Annotated in this window: 14 protein-coding genes; 10 read left to right on the top strand and 4 right to left on the bottom strand. The window is 68.0% G+C overall.

Features of this window, described 5'->3' with window-relative positions:
• Nucleotides 1–96: 96 nt before the first annotated feature.
• Together IE92_RS16650 and IE92_RS0109085 are read right to left on the bottom strand one after the other, a co-directional pair.
• Nucleotides 97–333: a hypothetical protein gene (locus IE92_RS16650; protein ID WP_043321579.1), complete on the bottom strand. Its 237-nt coding sequence runs from the start codon at nt 331–333 to the stop codon at nt 97–99.
• A gap of 34 nt (nt 334–367) precedes the next feature.
• On the bottom strand, nt 368–553 hold the full coding sequence (locus IE92_RS0109085) for a hypothetical protein (protein ID WP_030148184.1): 186 nt from the start codon (nt 551–553) through the stop codon (nt 368–370).
• A gap of 209 nt (nt 554–762) precedes the next feature.
• Between IE92_RS0109085 and IE92_RS0109090 the strand changes: the two genes are divergently transcribed.
• The 4 genes from IE92_RS0109090 (at nt 763) to IE92_RS0109105 (ending at nt 6779) form a co-directional block, all read left to right on the top strand.
• On the top strand, nt 763–1515 hold the full coding sequence (locus IE92_RS0109090; RefSeq protein WP_030148185.1) for a phosphoglyceromutase: 753 nt from the start codon (nt 763–765) through the stop codon (nt 1513–1515).
• Nucleotides 1516–1729: 214 nt separating this feature from the next.
• A complete protein-coding gene (hutU, locus tag IE92_RS0109095) occupies nt 1730–3409 on the top strand; it encodes a urocanate hydratase (RefSeq protein WP_030148186.1) in 1680 nt (559 codons plus the stop codon).
• A 60-nt stretch (nt 3410–3469) separates the two neighbouring features.
• Nucleotides 3470–4645 (top strand): imidazolonepropionase, encoded by a 1176-nt coding sequence (gene hutI / locus IE92_RS0109100; protein ID WP_030148187.1) that lies wholly within the window; start codon nt 3470–3472, stop codon nt 4643–4645.
• Between the two features lie 286 nt (nt 4646–4931).
• On the top strand, nt 4932–6779 hold the full coding sequence (locus tag IE92_RS0109105; protein ID WP_156027485.1) for an Ig-like domain-containing protein: 1848 nt from the start codon (nt 4932–4934) through the stop codon (nt 6777–6779).
• 59 nt (nt 6780–6838) lie between these two features.
• On the opposite strand, the gene IE92_RS0109110 is transcribed toward IE92_RS0109105, so the two are convergent.
• Together IE92_RS0109110 and hutH are read right to left on the bottom strand one after the other, a co-directional pair.
• Nucleotides 6839–7621 (bottom strand): IclR family transcriptional regulator, encoded by a 783-nt coding sequence (locus IE92_RS0109110; RefSeq protein ID WP_030148189.1) that lies wholly within the window; start codon nt 7619–7621, stop codon nt 6839–6841.
• A 60-nt stretch (nt 7622–7681) separates the two neighbouring features.
• Nucleotides 7682–9241 carry a histidine ammonia-lyase gene (gene hutH, locus IE92_RS0109115; RefSeq protein ID WP_030148190.1) on the bottom strand — a complete coding sequence of 520 codons (1560 nt, stop codon included), beginning with the start codon at nt 9239–9241 and terminating at the stop codon, nt 7682–7684.
• A gap of 247 nt (nt 9242–9488) precedes the next feature.
• On the opposite strand from hutH, the gene IE92_RS0109120 reads away from it, so the two are divergent.
• The 6 genes from IE92_RS0109120 to IE92_RS0109150 all read left to right on the top strand — a co-directional run bounded on the left by IE92_RS0109120 (nt 9489) and on the right by IE92_RS0109150 (nt 17691).
• Complete coding sequence (locus IE92_RS0109120) at nt 9489–10430, top strand: arginase family protein (RefSeq protein WP_030148191.1); 942 nt, start codon at nt 9489–9491, stop codon at nt 10428–10430.
• Nucleotides 10427–11890 carry an amino acid permease gene (locus tag IE92_RS0109125; RefSeq protein WP_030148192.1) on the top strand — a complete coding sequence of 488 codons (1464 nt, stop codon included), beginning with the start codon at nt 10427–10429 and terminating at the stop codon, nt 11888–11890. Before IE92_RS0109120 ends, IE92_RS0109125 begins: the two co-directional genes overlap by 4 nt.
• Before the next feature lie 72 nt (nt 11891–11962).
• On the top strand, nt 11963–12664 hold the full coding sequence (locus IE92_RS0109130; RefSeq protein WP_030148193.1) for a GntR family transcriptional regulator: 702 nt from the start codon (nt 11963–11965) through the stop codon (nt 12662–12664).
• A 157-nt stretch (nt 12665–12821) separates the two neighbouring features.
• The gene (locus IE92_RS0109135; protein ID WP_030148194.1) at nt 12822–13517 is read left to right on the top strand and encodes a YoaK family protein; all 696 of its coding nucleotides are present in this window, start codon (nt 12822–12824) and stop codon (nt 13515–13517) included.
• 56 nt (nt 13518–13573) lie between these two features.
• Complete coding sequence (locus IE92_RS19090; RefSeq protein WP_211250770.1) at nt 13574–16435, top strand: AtzH-like domain-containing protein; 2862 nt, start codon at nt 13574–13576, stop codon at nt 16433–16435.
• Nucleotides 16432–17691 (top strand): pyridoxal-phosphate-dependent aminotransferase family protein, encoded by a 1260-nt coding sequence (locus tag IE92_RS0109150; RefSeq protein ID WP_245601251.1) that lies wholly within the window; start codon nt 16432–16434, stop codon nt 17689–17691. The genes IE92_RS19090 and IE92_RS0109150 overlap by 4 nt, the downstream gene beginning before the upstream one ends.
• The last annotated feature ends 43 nt before the right edge of the window (nt 17692–17734 follow it).

Consider the following 17734-nt stretch of genomic DNA (forward strand, 5'->3'; position numbering starts at 1 on the left):
TTCGTTCGAACTCAGCTCGGTATGAATGTAGGCGGGAGCGACTCCAAAATTCGTCTCTCGGTGGCGGAATACTCCCGCCCATAACCAGATTTCCCCTTACAGATTGTGATGAACGGTCCGCACAAAATCGACGGTCAGAACGTGGTCAAGTGATAGTCCACCCGTCAGTGCCCGATCGAAGAGATCCTGCCCCTCGCCGTATTCAACCGTCTGCTCCACGTCGAACACGGCGAGCTTCGTGAGTTCGGAACCCAATCCGCTGCGAATGGCGGGCTTCAGCACGTCGAGCTCGTCGAAGTCGAGCGGTGTCTCACCGTATCTCGGGATAAACATCGTCTGGCGTCGTAATCGTCAGGCGTCGTAATCGTCAGGCGTCATAGTGGCGATCTCGCAGGAACTTGGTCACCGAGGCCGGGCGAACGTAGTCGGGCGGGATGACCCTTCCCTCGATCTTTGCCGACGCGATCGTGGATTCACGAACCGCTCGGTTGAGCCATTCTCGGCTGACGGGGTGTGTGACGCGGGGGCTGTAGATGTATCCGTCTGTGGTCATGATGTTCTCCTTTGGGGTGTGGCGGGGAAGTGCGATCAGAGTAGGCGCCCGGGGTCGCCGGAGGGAAGAGAAGTGCGTGGGAAGGTGCTGTGAGCCCGGAGCGCAGGTGTGCCCCGGCAATTGGGGCAAACCTCCACGACACCCGCATGCGGGTATCCGTGCACGCCAAATTATCCCCGTGTCGACGGGGGCCTCGATAGACTGGGATCATGACTGAGCCCTATACCCTTATCCTGCTGCGTCACGGTAACAGTGACTGGAACCAGAAGAACCTGTTCACCGGTTGGGTCGATGTTCGCCTGAGCGACCAGGGTGTTGCCGAGGCCGCCCGCGCCGGCGAGCTGCTGACCGAATCCGGTCTGCGCCCCGACGTGCTGTTCACCTCCGTGCTGACCCGCGCCATCCAGACCGCCAACATTGCCCTGGACAAGGCGGACCTGGCCTGGATCCCGGTCACCCGCTCCTGGCGTCTGAACGAGCGTCACTACGGTGCGCTCCAGGGCAAGGACAAGGCCCAGACCCTCGCCGAGTACGGCCCCGAGCAGTTCCAGACCTGGCGGCGTTCCTTCGACGTGCCGCCGCCCGCGCTGGCCGCGGACGCCGAGTACTCGCAGGCCCACGACCCGCGCTACGCCGACATCGATGGTGAGATCCCCGAGACCGAGTGCCTCAAGGACGTCATCGAGCGCATGCTCCCCTACTGGGAGGGCACCATCGCCCCCGAGCTGGTTTCGGGCAAGACCGTCCTGGTCACCGCCCACGGCAACTCGCTGCGCGCACTCGTGAAGCACCTCGACGGTATCTCGGATGACGAGATCGCCGAGCTGAACATCCCGACCGGTATCCCGCTGGTGTACCGCCTGGACGCAGACCTCAAGCCGATCGGTGCCGCCGAGTACCTCGACCCCGAGGCCGCCGCTGCCGGTGCCGCCGCCGTGGCCGCCCAGGGCGAGAAGAAGTAACTTCAGCCTCAACACGAAGCCCCCGAGACCATGTGGTCTCGGGGGTTTTGTGCGTTTGGGTAGTCACATCCGTGTTGCATCCCATTGGATCCTGGATCGCCTCACCCCACTCTGAGGAGGTCTGGCACCCCAGACAGACCGGCCGGGACGGGCATTGTTCCGGGGGTGCGGGACCGGTTGGATTGGGTCAGGCAGACAACGAAAGGTCTTCAACATGGCACTCCCTGGGGCACGTCCGGTTCGCGCGGCGCGAGGTACCGAGATCACCGCAAAAAGCTGGCAGACCGAAGCCGTGCTGCGCATGCTGCACAACAACCTCGATCCCGAGGTAGCCGAGCGCCCCGACGACCTCGTCGTCTACGGCGGCACCGGCCGGGCCGCACGCGACTGGGCGAGCTTCGACGCGATCACCCGCGAACTCACCAACCTCGATGACGATGAAACCCTGCTGGTGCAGTCCGGCAAGCCCGTCGGCGTCTTCCGCACCAACGTGTGGGCACCGCGGGTGCTGATCGCCAACTCCAACCTCGTCGGCGACTGGGCGACGTGGCCCGAGTTCCGTCGCCTGGAGGCCGAGGGCCTGACGATGTACGGCCAGATGACCGCCGGATCCTGGATCTATATCGGTACCCAGGGCATCCTCCAGGGCACCTACGAAACCTTCGCCGCGATCGCCGAAAAGCGCTTCGGCGGCACCCTCGCCGGAACCCTGACCCTCACCGGCGGCTGCGGTGGCATGGGCGGCGCACAGCCGCTCTCGGTCACCCTGAACGGCGGGGCCGTGCTGATCGTCGACGTCGACATTGATCGCCTGAACCGTCGCGCCGGTAAGCGCTACCTCGACCGCGTCGAGACCGACATCGACCGCGCCCTCGAACTCGTGCTTGAGGCCAAGGAAAACCGCACCGCGCTCTCGGTGGGCCTCGTGGGCAACGCCGCCGAGGTGTTCCCCGAGCTGCTGCGCCGCGGCATTCCGATCGACATCGTGACCGACCAGACCTCCGCCCACGACCCGCTCTCCTACCTTCCGATCGGGTACACCGTCGCCGAGTGGGCCGAGCGCGCCGCCGCCGATCCCGAAACCTTCACGATCGACGCCCGCGCCTCGATGGCCGCGCACGTCCAGGCGATGGTGGAGTTCCAGGATGCCGGTGCCGAGGTCTTCGACTACGGCAACTCGATCCGCGACGAGGCCCGCCACGGCGGCTACGACCGAGCGTTCGAATTCCCCGGATTCGTGCCCGCCTATATCCGTCCGCTGTTCTGCGAGGGACTCGGGCCGTTCCGCTGGGTCGCGCTCTCCGGCGACCCCGAGGACATCCGGGTCACCGACGAGGCCATGCTTGAGCTGTTCCCCGAAAACGAGCACCTGCACCGCTGGATCCGCGCCGCCCAGGAGCACGTCGAGTACGAGGGCCTGCCCGCACGCATCTGCTGGCTCGGCTATGGCGACCGGGCCAAGGCTGCCGTTCGTTTTAATGAGCTGGTGGCCGAGGGCAAGGTGAGCGCCCCGATCGTGATCGGCCGCGACCACCTCGACTCCGGATCGGTCGCCTCGCCCTACCGCGAGACCGAATCCATGGCCGACGGCTCGGACGCGATCGCCGACTGGCCCCTGCTCAACGCCCTGACCGCCGCATCCTCGGGTGCCACCTGGGTATCGATCCACCACGGCGGCGGGGTGGGCATCGGCCGCTCGATCCACTCCGGTCAGGTATCCGTGGCCGACGGCACCCCGCTGGCAGCCGAGCGCCTCTCGCGTCTGCTGACCAATGACCCGGGCATGGGTGTGATTCGACACGTGGATGCCGGCTACCAGCGGGCCGTGGACGTGGCCGCCGAGCGCGGCGTCCACATCCCGATGGAACCGACCATCCGCAACACCGGCAACTAGCCAGAGTCTCGGATGCGGGGGCCGCGGTCACCGCATCCGAACCGCTCGGGAGGAGCGAACATGAGCACCCTGATCACCGGTATCGGCGAGCTGACCACCCACGATCCCGCACATCCCGGCGGTCGCCTGCACGATGCGGCGGTCGTGATCAACGACGGCCTGGTTGCCTGGACCGGGCCCGCCGCCCACGCCCCGGCCGCCGATGAACGTTACGATGCCGAGGGACGCGCGGCGCTGCCCGGCTGGGTGGATTCGCACACCCACCTGGTGTTTGCCGGGGACCGGACCGCAGAGTTCGAGGCGCGAATGGCCGGGGAATCATATGCCGCCGGCGGCATCAACGTGACCGTCGAGGCGACACGTGCAGCCTCCGATGCCGAGCTGGAACGCGGCCTGGTCCGTCACCTGGAAGAGGCTTATGACGGTGGCACCACGACCCTGGAAACCAAAACCGGATACGGGCTGACCGTGGCCGATGAGCGACGGTCCGCCCTGATCGCCGCCCGGCACGTGGATGAGGTCACCTTCCTCGGTGCCCACGTCGTGCCCGCCGGAAGCGACCGTGAGGCCTACCTCGACCTGGTGACCGGCGAGATGCTGGACGCGGTGGCCGACATCGTCAGCGCGGTGGACGTCTTCTGCGAGACCGGGGCGTTTGATGAGGCCGAAACCCGGCGCATCCTGGAGGCCGCCGGCGCTCGCGGACTCGCGACCCACGTCCACGGAAACCAGCTCGGGCACGGTCCCGGTGTCCGGCTGGCGGTCGAATACGGATCGCTGAGCGTTGACCACCTGGGGTTTCTGACCGATGCGGACGTGGATCTGCTGGCCGGATCCGCGACGGTCGCCACCGTCCTGCCCGCGTGCGACCTTTCGACCCGGATGCCGCTGGCCCCCGCCCGCCAGCTCGTGGATGCGGGTGCTCACCTGGCCATCGCGACCAACGCGAATCCGGGAACCTCCTACACATCCTCGATGGGATTCGCCGTGGCCACCGCGGTGCTGCAGATGCGGCTGACCGTGGCCGAGGCCGTACGCGCGGCCACCCACGGCGGTGCTCGGGCGCTGGGCCGACACATCGACCGGCTCGGTAAACCTCGGGTGGGCGAGCTCACGGTGGGGGCTCGCGCCGACCTTCAGATACTCGATGCGCCCTCGGTGACCCACCTGGCGTATCGTCCCGGCATGCCGCTGACCCACGCGGTCTGGCACGCCGGAGTACGCGTTCGCGGATAACAGGGGAAGAGGGATCCGCGAACGATCACGGGCCGACCGGGGAGCTGCACCCCGGTCGGTCCGCTCCCCGTTTTCACCAGAATGTGCCCTAGATGGGGGCGGTAAACATCGCCTGATCTGTATTTTTGGTAACAAAATGAACATGTTTTGACGCTAAAAACGTGGAAGCGCCCCGCTTTGGCTAGGCTGCAACGAGTGCGCGCGGAATCGGAATCGGTTTGCGCACACTCGCGGTATCCGCGGGGCCGTCAGCGCACGCCCCACACCACAGGTAAGGGGTAGCAGAGTGACAACGTACCAACGGAGAATTCGCCGCGGCGGCTCGGGGCTTCTTGCCCTGCTGCTGGCGGCGGGGCTGATGACCGGTGCCGGCGCGTATGCCGCCGCGCCGGAAATCCCCACCACCCATTTCGTGATGGACCAAACCGTCAACACGGGCACCTCCTCCTGGGAGTCCCTGCAAACCCCCGACGAGCGAATCTTTATAGCAAATTCCGGAACCGCGACCCTCACCGAGGTCGCCGTTGACGGTACCGTCACTCAGATTCCGGTTCTGGATCGCCCGTTCGCACTGGACTACGATTCGGCAACCGGGGCGCTCTGGGTGGCGCATTCGCTGCGTGGTGTTGCCAACGTGACCAAACTCGCAGCCGACGGCACCCAGACCACCTATAGCGCACCGGGTACGGCGACCTCAATCGCCGTGAACCCCATCAACGGCGCCGTCTATGTGGGGGCAAACTCGAGCTCGGTCATCGGCAAGATCGCCGCCGATGGAACCGTCACCAGTATCAACCTCGCCGCGTTTCAACCCACCGATGTCGTTGTTGATCCGGTGACCGGCACGGTGTGGGCGATCGACTTCGGTGCGACCCACAACGTGTTTAGAGTGGACCCGAACAACGACACGGTGGTGACATCGAACCTGGGCATCGAGCCGGCCACAATCGGGTTCAACCCGCGCGATGGCCGGGTATGGATTGGTAGTTCCGGGTTCAACCCGCGGGGAACCGTATCGATTGATCGCGCCGGAACCGAGCGGCGTTTCGACGGCGTCCTGGGAAATCGGAACATCGATTTTGACAACCAGGGCCGTGCCCTCATCTCCTCCTCGGCTGGTCTCACGGTGATCACCGCGGACGGGGTGGTGAGTGACTATTCACTGGGTGAGCAAAACGGGGCAACGAGCGATCCCGCGGGGGCCATCTATGCCGCTGGGGCCGACGGGACGCTTTCGGTGATCAATCCCGACGGGCGTGAGGAACGACTGAGTATTGGTGGGTCACTGCGCCGACCGCACTTTGATCGAGTGGCCCAGAACGTTCTGGTCCTCAACCTGCGTTCCGGCGAGGCAAACCGTATTCTTGGTGGCAAGGCCGCCACGATTGTCGATGCGGACCTGGTGCCCGGCACTTTGGGGGTCGCCTATCGGGCAACCATCGATTTTGGCGGCGATCCCGAGGCCACGCTGAGCCTCGCCGAGGGTAGCGCGCTCCCGGCGGGTATCACCCTTGCCGCCGATGGAACACTCGCCGGAACGCCCACCGCGGCCGGAACCTTCACCTTTACCCTTGAAGCCACCAATGCGTTGCGTACGCACAGCGTGCCCTTCACCCTCGTTGTTGCCGCCGTCGAGACGCCGGTGGTGATCCTCACACCCGCGGCCGGGGATACGCAGGACCGGCGTCCGGTGGTGAGTGGAACGGGTGTTCCCGGGGCGACCGTGACCCTCACCGGTAATGGAGCTGCCCTGGGGACCGTGCCGGTCGGGGATGATGGCACCTGGACCTTCACCCCGGAGACGGATCTCGCGCTCGGCGAGTGGACCCTATCGGCCGCCCAGAGCGCCAATACGTCGACGTCGAGCGTTGTCATCACCGTGGTGCCGGTTCCCGAACCCACGCCGACTCCGAGCCCCACGCCGGACCCTTCGGTGACGGCCCTCCCCACTCCGACGGGCACCGCCGCACCCTCGCCCAGCACCCCCACGGCTGGCGCAACCTCCGGGGCACATGACGGAGGCACCCTTCCCGAATCCGGGCAGGGAATGCTGGCTGCCGTGATCATCGGTGCGCTGTCTCTGCTGATACTTGGGGCCGTACTGAATCACGGCGCGCGTCGCCGAAACGGCTAGTTTCCCGCCCGCATTCGCCGGACGACCGTCTCGTCCGGCGAATGCGGGTATGCCCGGGGCTAGGAGGTGCGGCCGTAGATGCGCTGGGTCAGGGTGTCCGCGGTGTTCTGCACCTGCTCGACCAGACCGGCGAGGGCCGAGGGATCCACCGAATCGGCGGGGAAGGTAACCGCGAGGCCCGCGACCGGCCAGCCGCGGTGGTCGTGGACCGCGCAGGCCACCGAGGACAGGCCCGGGCTGACCGAGCCGTCCTCGGTCGCGTAGCCTCGGCGCTGCACCTGGCCGAGTACCTCGCGCAGCCGGCCGTAGCGGGTGATCTCATCGGGCCCCTCGCCACGGGACACAAAGGATTCCTTGTCCGGGAACAGGGCCCGCACCTGGGCCGGGGGCATCCCGGCGAGGATCGCGCGCCCGGTGGCGGTCAGCGGGGCGGGTAGGCGCACGTCCACATCGGTGACCAGCGAGGGGGCGTTTCGGGCTCGTTCCTCCACGATGTAGAGGACATCGCGCCCGTGCAGGACCGCGAGGTGCGCGCTGGCACCCACCCGGTCCACTAGCCCCGCGAGCAGCGGACGGCCGAGCCGGGACAGCGGCTCCTGGCGCGCATACGCCGAGCTCAGGGCCGCCGCGGCGACCCCGAGCCCGTAGCGCTTCTCCTCGGCCAGGTGCAGCACAAAACCGTTGCGCACCAGCACGTTGAGCAGGTGGTAGACGCTGGATCGGGGCAGATCCAGCTGGGTCGCGATCATCGAGGCGGGCAGGGGCCCGCGCTGGGTGGAGAGCAGGGTGAGGATCTGCAGCGTCTGTTCCGCCGCGGGTACCCTCGATGCTTCGCCAACCATGTTTCACTCCCCAAACCGATGGATCTCCCCGGTCGTCATCGAACGGGGGTTGTCTCCAGCCTAGTCAAGCAGACCGATGGCATCCTCCACAGCGGCCAAAACGGCGCCGGATTCCACCAGTTCGGTGGCGGCGGTGATGGTGGGGGAGAGGAACTCATCGGTGTTCGGTGCGGCGATCCGGGTGCGGAACAGGGTGTGCACGGCACCGGTGGCGGCTCCCGGACGCTGCTCGGGTGCGTCGTTCAGGCGGAAGTCCAGCGCGCGGGTCGAGGCCAGCAGCTCGATCGAGAGTACCCGGCGCAGGCCGTCGATTCCCCGGCGCAGCTTGCGGGCGGCGGCCCAGCCCATCGACACGTGATCCTCCTGCATGGCCGACGAGGGGATCGAATCCACCGAGGCGGGCACCGCGAGGCGCTTGAGCTCGGAGACGATCCCGGCGGCGGTGTACTGGGCGATCATCAGCCCCGAGTCCAGACCAGGGTCGGCGGCGAGGAAGGGCGGCAGGCCGTGGTTGCGGGAGGTGTCGAGGAAGCGGTCGGTGCGACGCTCGGAGATGCTGGCGAGGTCGGCCACGGCGATCGCCAGGAAGTCGAGCACGTAGCCCACCGGGGCCCCGTGGAAGTTTCCGTTGGACTCGACCCGGCCATCGCTGGTGACCACCGGGTTATCCACGGCCGAACCCAGCTCGATCTGCGCGACGCTCTCGGCGTGCGCCATCGTGGCTCGCACGGCCCCGTGAACCTGGGGCGAGCAGCGCAGCGAGTAGGCATCCTGAACCCGGGTGAACTGACCCTCCACCGGACGCTGAATCAGGCCCGAATCGGCGAGGACCCGGCGCAGGTTCGCGGCGCTGTCGCGCTGTCCGGGGTGCGGACGCAGCTCGTGCAGGTCGGGGGCGAACACCGCGTCGGTGCCCCGCAGGCCCTCGATGCTTGCGGCGGCCGCGATGTCCGCGACCCGGACCAGCTGCGCCAGGTCGAACAGGGCCAGCGAGAGCATGCCGAGCATGCCGTCGGTGCCGTTGATCAGCGCCAGACCCTCCTTTTCGGCCAGCACCACCGGGGTGATTCCGGCGGCGGCCAGGGCCTCGGCGGCGTCCTGACGGCGGCCATCGGGTCCGTGCACCTCGCCCTCGCCCATGACCGCGAGCGCGCAGTGGGCGAGCGGGGACAGGTCACCCGAGCAGCCCAGCGAACCGTACTCGTGTACCACCGGGGTGATGCCCGCGTTGAGGACGTCGCGGTAGGCTTCGGCGGTTTCCAGGCGCACCCCGGTGTGTCCGGAAATGAGGGTGTTCAGACGCAGCAGCATCAGCGCGCGCACGACCTCACGCTCGACCTCGGCACCGGTGCCGGCGGCGTGGGAGCGCACCAGGCTGCGCTGCAGCTGGGCGCGCTTCTCGGTCGGAATCTGCACATTGGCGAGCGCCCCGAAACCGGTGGACACACCGTAGTGCGGGCGGGTGTCGTTGGCCAGTTCCTCGATCACGTCCCGCGCCGCGCGGATCCGAACCGCGGCCTCCGGGGCAATCTCGATGCGGGCATTTTCGCGGGCAACCCGAACCACGTCGTTGATGGTGAGGGTCTGCGCGCCGAGGGTGATGGTCTGTGTGATGCTCATGATCCGATTTGAGCGCACCGGCGGCAAAAGGCCAACCCGACCCGTGCCGCTATTGTCTGGTATTCCAGACCTGTGGCGAAACCCAGACGGCTTCTCGCGTCTGTAGAGCGTCTGCAGCGCGTCCGCGGAGCCGCTGCCGAGCCGCTCCCGCCCCGCAAAAAACGCTCGGCGTAACGTCTGACAGACCAGACACAAGTGGGCATGCACCCCGTACACCCCGAGGGAATTCCCGCGGTACGGTCGGGGAATGAGTACCCCATCCCTGCACGATGATCCGCTCTGGCCTCGCACTGGCGCCTGGCCCTCCCGTGGATCACTGCCGGGCGGCAGAGTCGCCGACCTGGCCATTATCGGTGTGCCCACGTGGCGCACCTCGCTCTCGCCCACCGGCGCGCAGCACACCCCCGACGCCATCCGAGACGCGCTGCGGCGCTACTCGGGACACAGCGTCAGTCTCGATGGCGCAACCGACATCGTGATCGAGGAGGCGCTGCGCCTGGTGGACGACGGAAACCTCGCCGATCCGGACACCCTGGAGGGGGAGGCTTCGGCCATTCGCACCCTGCGCGAATTGGCCTCCGACACCGAACTGCTCATAAGCTTGGGCGGAGACAATGCGGCCACCGTTCCGGCCGCACTCGGGGGATTTGGCGATAACCTTGCCACCGCCGGGCTGATCACGATCGACGCGCACCATGACCTGCGCGACGGAGTGAGTAACGGATCCCCGGTACGCCGCCTCATCCAGGCGGGCCTTGAGGGCACCCGGGTGGTCCAGATCGGCATCGCCGACTTCGCCAACTCCCGCGCCTACCGTGAGCGGGCCCGCGAACTGGGCATCACCGTGATTCACCGCGATGCGCTCCACGATCGCACCCCGCAGGACATCGCCCACGAGGCCCTGGCCATCGCGGGTGCTGCGGGCGGACCCGTGCACATCGATGTGGATGTGGACGTGTGCGATCGCAGCGTGGCCCCGGCCTGCCCGGCATCGGTGCCGGGTGGATTACAGGCGCATGAACTGCGTCGCCTCACCCGGGCACTGACCCGGGATGCGCGGGTACGCGCGCTCGATATCACCGAGATCGATGCCACCGCAGACACCGCGGACGGCCGGACCATCCGGCTCGCCGCCCTCCTGATTCTTGAGGCCGCTACCGGCCTGATCCAACGAAAGGCTGCCCAATGAGCGCCGAACCGAAAACCCCGCTCGCGCCGCCCGCGAGCGCCGGAGCCCCCGGCGTGATGCGCCGCGGCCTCACCGCCCGGCACATCCGCTTCATGGCCCTCGGCTCGGCGATCGGGACCGGCCTGTTCTACGGTTCCTCGGCGGCCATCAAGACCGCCGGACCCGCGGTGCTGATCGCCTATATGATCGGCGGCGCGGCGGTCTTCATGGTCATGCGTGCCCTCGGCGAGATGGCCGTGCGCCACCCCATCTCGGGCTCGTTCGGGCAGTATGCCTCGCGCTACATCGGTCCCTTCGCTGGCTTCCTCACCGGCTGGACCTACACGTTTGAAATGTTTGTGGTCGCCCTGGCGGACGTCACGGCATTCTCGGTTTATATGGGCTTCTGGTTCCCCGATGTGGATCGCTGGATCTGGATCCTGGCGCTGATCTTCTTCATCGCCGCGGTCAACCTGATCTCGGTCAAGGTGTTTGGCGAGCTGGAGTTCTGGTTTGCGCTGATCAAGATCGTGGCCATCATCGGCATGATCGCCGGTGGCATCGCGATCATCGTCTTCGGCCTGGGCAACCAGAGCGAAAATGCCGCGGGCCTGGCGAACCTTTTCGATCACGGTGGATTCTTCGCCGGCGGATTTATGGGCTTCCTGGCCGCGTTCACCATCGTGATGTTTGCCTTCGGTGGCATCGAGGTCATCGGCATCACCGCCGGTGAGGCGCAGAACCCCAAGAAGGTCATCCCCAAGGCGATCAACTCGGTGCCCGTGCGCATCCTGCTCTTCTACGTGCTGACCCTCGGCGTGATCATGATGATCCAGCCCTGGAACACCATCGACGGATCCAAGAGCCCGTTCGTGTCGATCTTCGACGGACTGGGCCTGACCGGCGCCGCCCACGTACTGAACGCGGTCGTGATCACCGCGGCGATCTCGGCGATCAATGCGGACATCTTCGGTGCCGGACGCATGCTGCACGGCCTGGCCGAGCAGGGCCACGCACCCAAGGCGTTCACGAGCCTGACCCGCACCGGGGTGCCGTGGCTCACGGTCATCGCGATGGCCGGGGCGCTGCTGGTGGGTGTGGTGTTGAACATCCTCTTCCCCGATCAGATCTTCTTCCTGATCGCGGCCCTGGCCACCTTTGCCACGGTGGTGGTGTGGCTGATGATTCTGATCTCGCACATCCGGATGAAACGCGAGATCGCCCGCGATAATCTGCTGCCCAGCGAGTTCCCGGTTCCGCTGTGGCCCGCCGCATCCTGGGCTGCGGTTGGGTTCATCGTGTTTGTGATCGTGATGATCGGTGTGGTGCCCGGCACCCGGGACGCCCTCTGGGTGGGACTGGTGTGGATCGCGATTCTGGCGCTCAGCTACCACTTCCTGGTGAAGCCCGCCGGGAAGAAGCGGCGCGAGCTGGAGGACACCACGGCACCGATCCGGATCATTCCGCCGAGCGAGCGCTAACCTCCGCCCGAGCCACACACGCCGTCCGGCATCCCCACGGATGCCGGGCGGCGCTGTGCTAACGTGACCAGCATGTCCGCCGTGATTCCCAACAGCCTGAGCGAGCGGGTGTTTGAGCGGATCCGCGACCGGATCATCGACGGCACCCTGGCTCCGGGTGAGCGCCTGCGCGAACGCGAGTTGGCCGCCGAGCTTGAGGTGTCCCGGGTGCCGGTGCGTGAGGCGTTGCCGCGGCTGCTGGATGCCGGGTACATTGCCGCGGGGCCCGGACGTGGCACCGTGGTGCGTGACTTTGACCGCGCCGAGGTGATCGAGCTCTTTGACGTGCGCGCGCACCTGGACGTGCTGGCAGCCGAGTCCGCCGCCCGCAACGTGGCGGCCGGGGCGGATACCACCGCGTTGGCCGTGGCGCTGGCGGCGGTGACCGCGCGGGCGACGTCGGATGATGGGGGTCGGAGCGATAGCGCCCGGGCTGAGGTATCCCGAACCGAGGCATCGGATGGGGCCACCGCCGCGGCCGCGGTCCTGCATGCGGAGATCGTCAGGCTTGCCGATAACTCGCTGCTGACCCGACTGCTGCGTCCGGTCCTGGATATGGATCGACGCCTGGCGGCCCACGCCTACCGTGAGGATCACGATGAGGCGGTGGACGAGCACCGAAGTCTTGCGGGAGCCATCCTGCGGGGACGGCCGGAAGCCGCGGCGGGCTTTGCGCGCGCCCACGTGGCCGAGGCGAGACAGCGCGTTCTTGACGCGCTCAACACAACCACATAAACCCGATCTGGGTATACCGAAACCTTCACTGACCCGAGGGGTCGGCGGGAATTTACATGTTAGAAACATGATCGCCGTCAAGTAGACTTTCGTATTGCCTAGTTTGGGTATACCGAGGCGGTGACCGTTGGGTCCCGCGTCAGCGGAGGGATCACGGGTGACCACACCATCACAGCACCGGACAGGCGGCGTCTCACACGTCGCCCTGATGCTTGCACTCACGTTCTCCACCGGCATCATCGATGCGGTGGGGTATGTCGGCCTGGATCGGGTCTTCACCGGCAATATGACCGGCAACGTGGTGCTGCTGGGCATGGCCCTGGTCGGGGCCGATCACCTGCCGATCCTCGGCCCGGTCATCGCCCTCGTCTGTTTCATGGCCGGGGCCGCACTCAGTGGACGCCTGGCTCGGGGCAGTGAACCCGGCTGGACCCGCCGCAACACCACCCAGCTGGGCATCGTCGCCGCGGGTCTGATCGCCTGCGCGGTGATTGTGCTGACCCTGCCGGTGGTGGATATCACCCCGCTGGCCCTCACCGTAACCGGCCTGCTGGGAGCCTCGATGGGTTTGCAGGCCGGCGCGGCGCGGCACCTCGCGGTGGCCGATGTGACCACCGTCGTGGTGACCTCCACCCTGGTTGGCCTCGCCTACGACTCCGTGCTGGGTCGCGGCGCCACCCACCCGTGGCTGCGCCGAGCCCTCGCGGTCATCCTGATCGGGCTGGGGGCCGCCACCGGTGCCTGGCTGCACCAATTTGGGCTGGCCCCGGGCATCCTGGTGGCCGCCCTGATCACCATCGTGGTGGCCTTCCTCGGCCACCGCGGAGCATCCCGCAGCGAGACCCGCGCATGATCGCGGGGCGAGCGCCTCATCACGAGGGCATCCCGGTGCCCGGAAAGACACCGACGATGACATCCCCCGCGCTCGCCGCCGCCTCGCCCGAATCTGCCGCGGCGCTCCCCGTTTCCTTGCCCGAGACTCTCGGTGCCGCGACTCTCGGCGAATCGTTGCCGAACGGATCCCAAGAATTTGGGCGGCTCGATCCCGGCACCTCCGAGATCGGGATCGGCCCGATCCTGCAGCGCGGCACCGGTCCGATCCGTGCCGTCCACTACGTACCCGCGGGCGTCGATACCGTGCTCTGGGGGCGTCTGCCCGCCGCCGGTGATGCGCCGATCCTCAGCGTGGATTCCGGCACCGAGGTCACCATCGATACCGTCAGTCATGAGGGGCTGCTGGACGACCAGGGCGGAGATCCCGCCGCCTTCTTCGGTGCGCACGGGGTGCCCCGGAACCGCATCCTGGATGATGCGGTAGAAATCGCCGGTTCGGTGCCGCGCGATGCGAGTATCGACGGGCCACACGTGGTGTCGCGGCCGATCGAGGTGCGGGGTGCCCGGCCGGGTGACGTGCTGGGAATCACCCTGGTCGAGGCCCTGCGCCGGGTCCCCTACGGGGTGATTTCCAACCGGCACGGACGCGGTGCACTGCCCGATCGGTTCCCCGAAGGCTCCGAGAATGTGAGTGTGTTCAGCCCGGTGATGCCGAACGACCCCTCCGACCTCGCGGCCGACGCTCCCGCCCACGGTAGCGTGCCGCTGCGCACGGGTGCGCCCGGATCCGGGGATGACCCGCGGACACCTCCGTCCGGCTCGCAGCCCGGTTTGGGTGACGGCGTCGCGCCCGGGCGGGCGACCTTCCCGCTGCGACCGTTCCTGGGAATCATGGGGGTCGCGGTCGCCGAGACCGAACGCCCCCACTCGGTTCCGCCGGGGATGCATGGTGGCAACATCGACGTGTCCCTGCTGGTGCCCGGCACCACGATCTACCTGCCCGTGCAGGTGGCCGGGGCCCTCGCCTATGTGGGGGATCCGCACTTCGCCCAGGGGGACGGCGAGGTGTCGCTGACGGCGCTGGAGGCCTCGCTGCGGGTGACCGTGCGTTTTGACCTGGTGAGCGCCTCCGAAGCCGCGGCTCGCTGGGGAACCCTGAGCGCGCCGCTGATCGAGACCCCCGAGTTCCTCGTGCCCTGCGGCCTAGGGGACACCCTGGACGAGGCGATGCGCGCCTGCGTCGGCGCGAGTGTGGCACTGCTTGGCACCCGCTTCGACATGGAGTCTCACCTCGCCTACGCCTACCTCAGCGCCGCGACCGACTTCCGGATCTCCCAGGTGGTGGACCGCGTGGTGGGGGTGCACGCGACCATCCGTCGCAGCGATTTTGAGGGCGATCAGAACCTCGGCGCGCTGATCGCCGCTAGCGAGTCCTATGAGTCCGCGCTCGCCGCCGACGATACCGCCGCCCTGGATGCGGCCTTTATCGAGGGGCCGGGCACCCTGCGCGCCGATGCCCACGGGATTCTGCGCGGATCCGAGGCGATCTCGCGCTTCCGGGGGCGTCGCGGCGGGACTGCCCGACGCGAGGTTGTGGGGCGCGATGTGCGCTGGATCGACCCGCACAACGCGCTGATGGTCATCGAAACCCGCACCCTTTCCGGCGGACGCGGGCTGAACACGCAGCACTGGACACTCGGCCCGGGCGGCTGGCGGATCGCGCTGGCACAGGTGGCGGCCCCGGCCGCGGCTATCGACCCGGCCGTGTGGCGGATCGTCGGGACGCCGCTGGTTCCGGCGAGCGCCGCCGGGCTGCTGGCGGGGGAGCGGATCGCGGTCAAGGACCTGTTTGCGGTTGCCGGGCAGCGCATCGGTGCCGGGGTTCCCGCCTACCTGGCCGAGTCCGAGAACGAAATCGAGCCCGCCCACGCCCCGGCCCTCGCCGCCCTGCTGGAGGCGGGGGCCGAGGTGACCGGGATCGCCCAGACCGACGAGTTTGCGTACGGGCTCACCGGTACGAGCGGTCCGCACGCCCCGGCGGCGAACCCGGCCGCCCCCGGACATCTGCCGGGTGGATCCACGAGCGGTCCGGCAGTGGCCGTGGCATCGGGACAGGTCGGTATCGGACTGGGGACGGACACCGCCGGGTCGATTCGTGTGCCTGCCGCCTATCAGGGACTCTGGGGGCTGCGTACCACCCACGGACTGGTGTCGCGGGCCGGGGTGCTGCCGCTGGCTCCGAGCTTTGACACCGTCGGCTGGCTGACCCGATCCCCCGAGCTGCTGCGCCGCGTGCTGCGGGCGAGTGTGCCACAACTCTCGGTCGAGGCGAGTGAGCCGGAGATTCTGTGCCTGCCCGACCTCCTCCCCGGGATCGACCCGGACGTGCTTTCCGCCTATCACGCGGCCCTCGCGCGCCTGGAAGCGCAGGGGCTGACAATCACCGAGCTGGCCCCCGCCCACCTCGCCGAGGTACCCGAGGTCTTCCGGGTGGTCCAGGCGGGGGAGGCCCACGCGGCGCACGGCGAGTGGGTGGCCGCGCATCCGGGTGCCCTCGATCCGGCGGTTGCCGAGCGATTCCGGGCCGCCGCGAATCTGGATCCCGCGGTGCTCGCCGCCGCCATAACCCGGCTGCCGGAACTCCGGGCGCACCTGAACGCCGCCCTCGGCGAGCGCGTGGTGCTGCTGCCCACGACTCCCGGACCGGCACCCCGGGTGGACGCGGATCCCGCCGAACTCGACCGGGTTCGCGCCCACACCCTGCGCCTCACCACGCTGGCCTCCCTCACCGGACGTCCGGCGCTCGCCTTCCCGGTGCCGCGGGCACCGGGTGCGCTTCCGATCGGCCTGAGCCTGATCGGTCCGCCCGGCAGCGAGCACACCCTGCTTGCGCTCGCCGAAACCCTGTTCCCCTCAACCGTTCGGGAGATCTCATGACCATCCACCCCCAGGTTCCCACCTTTGCCTCCGAGCCGATCGCGCCGCCGCAGCGGCTGCTGATGGGTCCGGGACCGATCAACGCCGATCCGCGCGTGCTGCGGGCGATGTCGGCCGGGCTGATCGGCCAGTTCGACCCGGCCATGACCGACTATATGGGCCAGACCCAGGAGCTCTACCGCCGGGTGTTCCAGACCCGCAACGAACACACACTCCTGGTGGACGGTACCGCCCGCGCGGGCATCGAGGCCGCGCTATTCTCGCTGATCACTCCCGGCGACCGCGTGCTGGTGCCGATCTTTGGGCGCTTCGGCGGACTGCTGCGCGAGATTTGCGAGCGGGCCGGGGCCGAGGTGCACGTGCGCGAGATCCCCTGGGGCACGGTGTTTCGGCCCGAGCAGATCGCCGAGGCCATCGCGCAGACCCGGCCCGCGCTGGTGGCGATGGTACACGGTGACACCTCCACCACGATGCTGCAACCGATGGAGGGCCTGCGCGAAATCTGCGACCGCTACGGCGCACTGCTCTACACCGACGTAACGGCCTCGCTCGGTGGTAACCCATTTGATCAGGATGAGCTGGGCATCGATGCCGCCACGGCCGGACTGCAAAAGTGCCTGGGCGGGCCCTCGGGTAGCGCGCCCGCCTCGTTCTCTCCGGCGGCGGTCGAGCGGATCGGTCGCCGGCACAGCGTGGAGGCGGGCCTGCGCGATCCCGGACAGTTCCCCTCCGAGCACCGCATCCGCTCCAACTACTTCGACCTCGGCATGATCTTTGACTACTGGGGTGCCACCCGGCTCAACCACCACACCGAGGCCACCAGCATGCTCTATGCGGCGCATGAGTGCGCGCGGATCATCGTGACCGAGGGGCTGGCCGAGACCATCGAGCGCCACCGGGTACACGGGGCGGCGATCCATGCCGGGGTGCTCGGTCTCGGCCTGCGTGACTTCGGTGAGGCCCAGTACCGGATGAATAATGTGGTGGCCGTGCACATCCCCGAGGGGGTCAACGGCGACGCGGTGCGAGCGGACATGCTGACGGACTTTGCGATCGAAATTGGCACCTCGTTCGGGCCGCTGCACGGCAAGGTCTGGCGGATCGGGACGATGGGCTACAACGCCCGCCGCGACACCGTGCTCTCGACCCTCGCCGCGCTGGAATCCGTGCTGGTGCGTCACGGCGTCTCGGTGCCGCGCTCGGGCGGGGTCGAGGCCGCGCTGGACAGCTATCGCGGCGCGGGGAACCCGGCATGAGCGCGCACGGGAGTCAGGTGATTCCACCGCAGAATCGGCACAC

The organism is Mycetocola saprophilus, assembly GCF_000718085.1.
In the GTDB taxonomy this organism is placed as follows: Bacteria; Actinomycetota; Actinomycetes; order Actinomycetales; family Microbacteriaceae; genus Mycetocola; species Mycetocola saprophilus.

Excerpts from the sequence above, each read along its gene's own strand:
- hutH (WP_030148190.1), bottom strand. The coding sequence starts at position 9,241 with ATGAGCATCACACAGACCATCACCCTCGGCGCGCAGACCCTCACCATC.
- IE92_RS0109110 (WP_030148189.1), bottom strand. The coding sequence starts at position 7,621 with ATGGTTGGCGAAGCATCGAGGGTACCCGCGGCGGAACAGACGCTGCAG.
- IE92_RS0109085 (WP_030148184.1), bottom strand. The coding sequence starts at position 553 with ATGACCACAGACGGATACATCTACAGCCCCCGCGTCACACACCCCGTC.
- IE92_RS16650 (WP_043321579.1), bottom strand. The coding sequence starts at position 333 with ATGTTTATCCCGAGATACGGTGAGACACCGCTCGACTTCGACGAGCTC.
- IE92_RS0109120 (WP_030148191.1), top strand. The coding sequence starts at position 9,489 with ATGAGTACCCCATCCCTGCACGATGATCCGCTCTGGCCTCGCACTGGC.
- hutU (WP_030148186.1), top strand. The coding sequence starts at position 1,730 with ATGGCACTCCCTGGGGCACGTCCGGTTCGCGCGGCGCGAGGTACCGAG.
- IE92_RS0109125 (WP_030148192.1), top strand. The coding sequence starts at position 10,427 with ATGAGCGCCGAACCGAAAACCCCGCTCGCGCCGCCCGCGAGCGCCGGA.
- IE92_RS0109150 (WP_245601251.1), top strand. The coding sequence starts at position 16,432 with ATGACCATCCACCCCCAGGTTCCCACCTTTGCCTCCGAGCCGATCGCG.
- IE92_RS0109130 (WP_030148193.1), top strand. The coding sequence starts at position 11,963 with ATGTCCGCCGTGATTCCCAACAGCCTGAGCGAGCGGGTGTTTGAGCGG.
- IE92_RS19090 (WP_211250770.1), top strand. The coding sequence starts at position 13,574 with ATGACATCCCCCGCGCTCGCCGCCGCCTCGCCCGAATCTGCCGCGGCG.
- IE92_RS0109090 (WP_030148185.1), top strand. The coding sequence starts at position 763 with ATGACTGAGCCCTATACCCTTATCCTGCTGCGTCACGGTAACAGTGAC.
- hutI (WP_030148187.1), top strand. The coding sequence starts at position 3,470 with ATGAGCACCCTGATCACCGGTATCGGCGAGCTGACCACCCACGATCCC.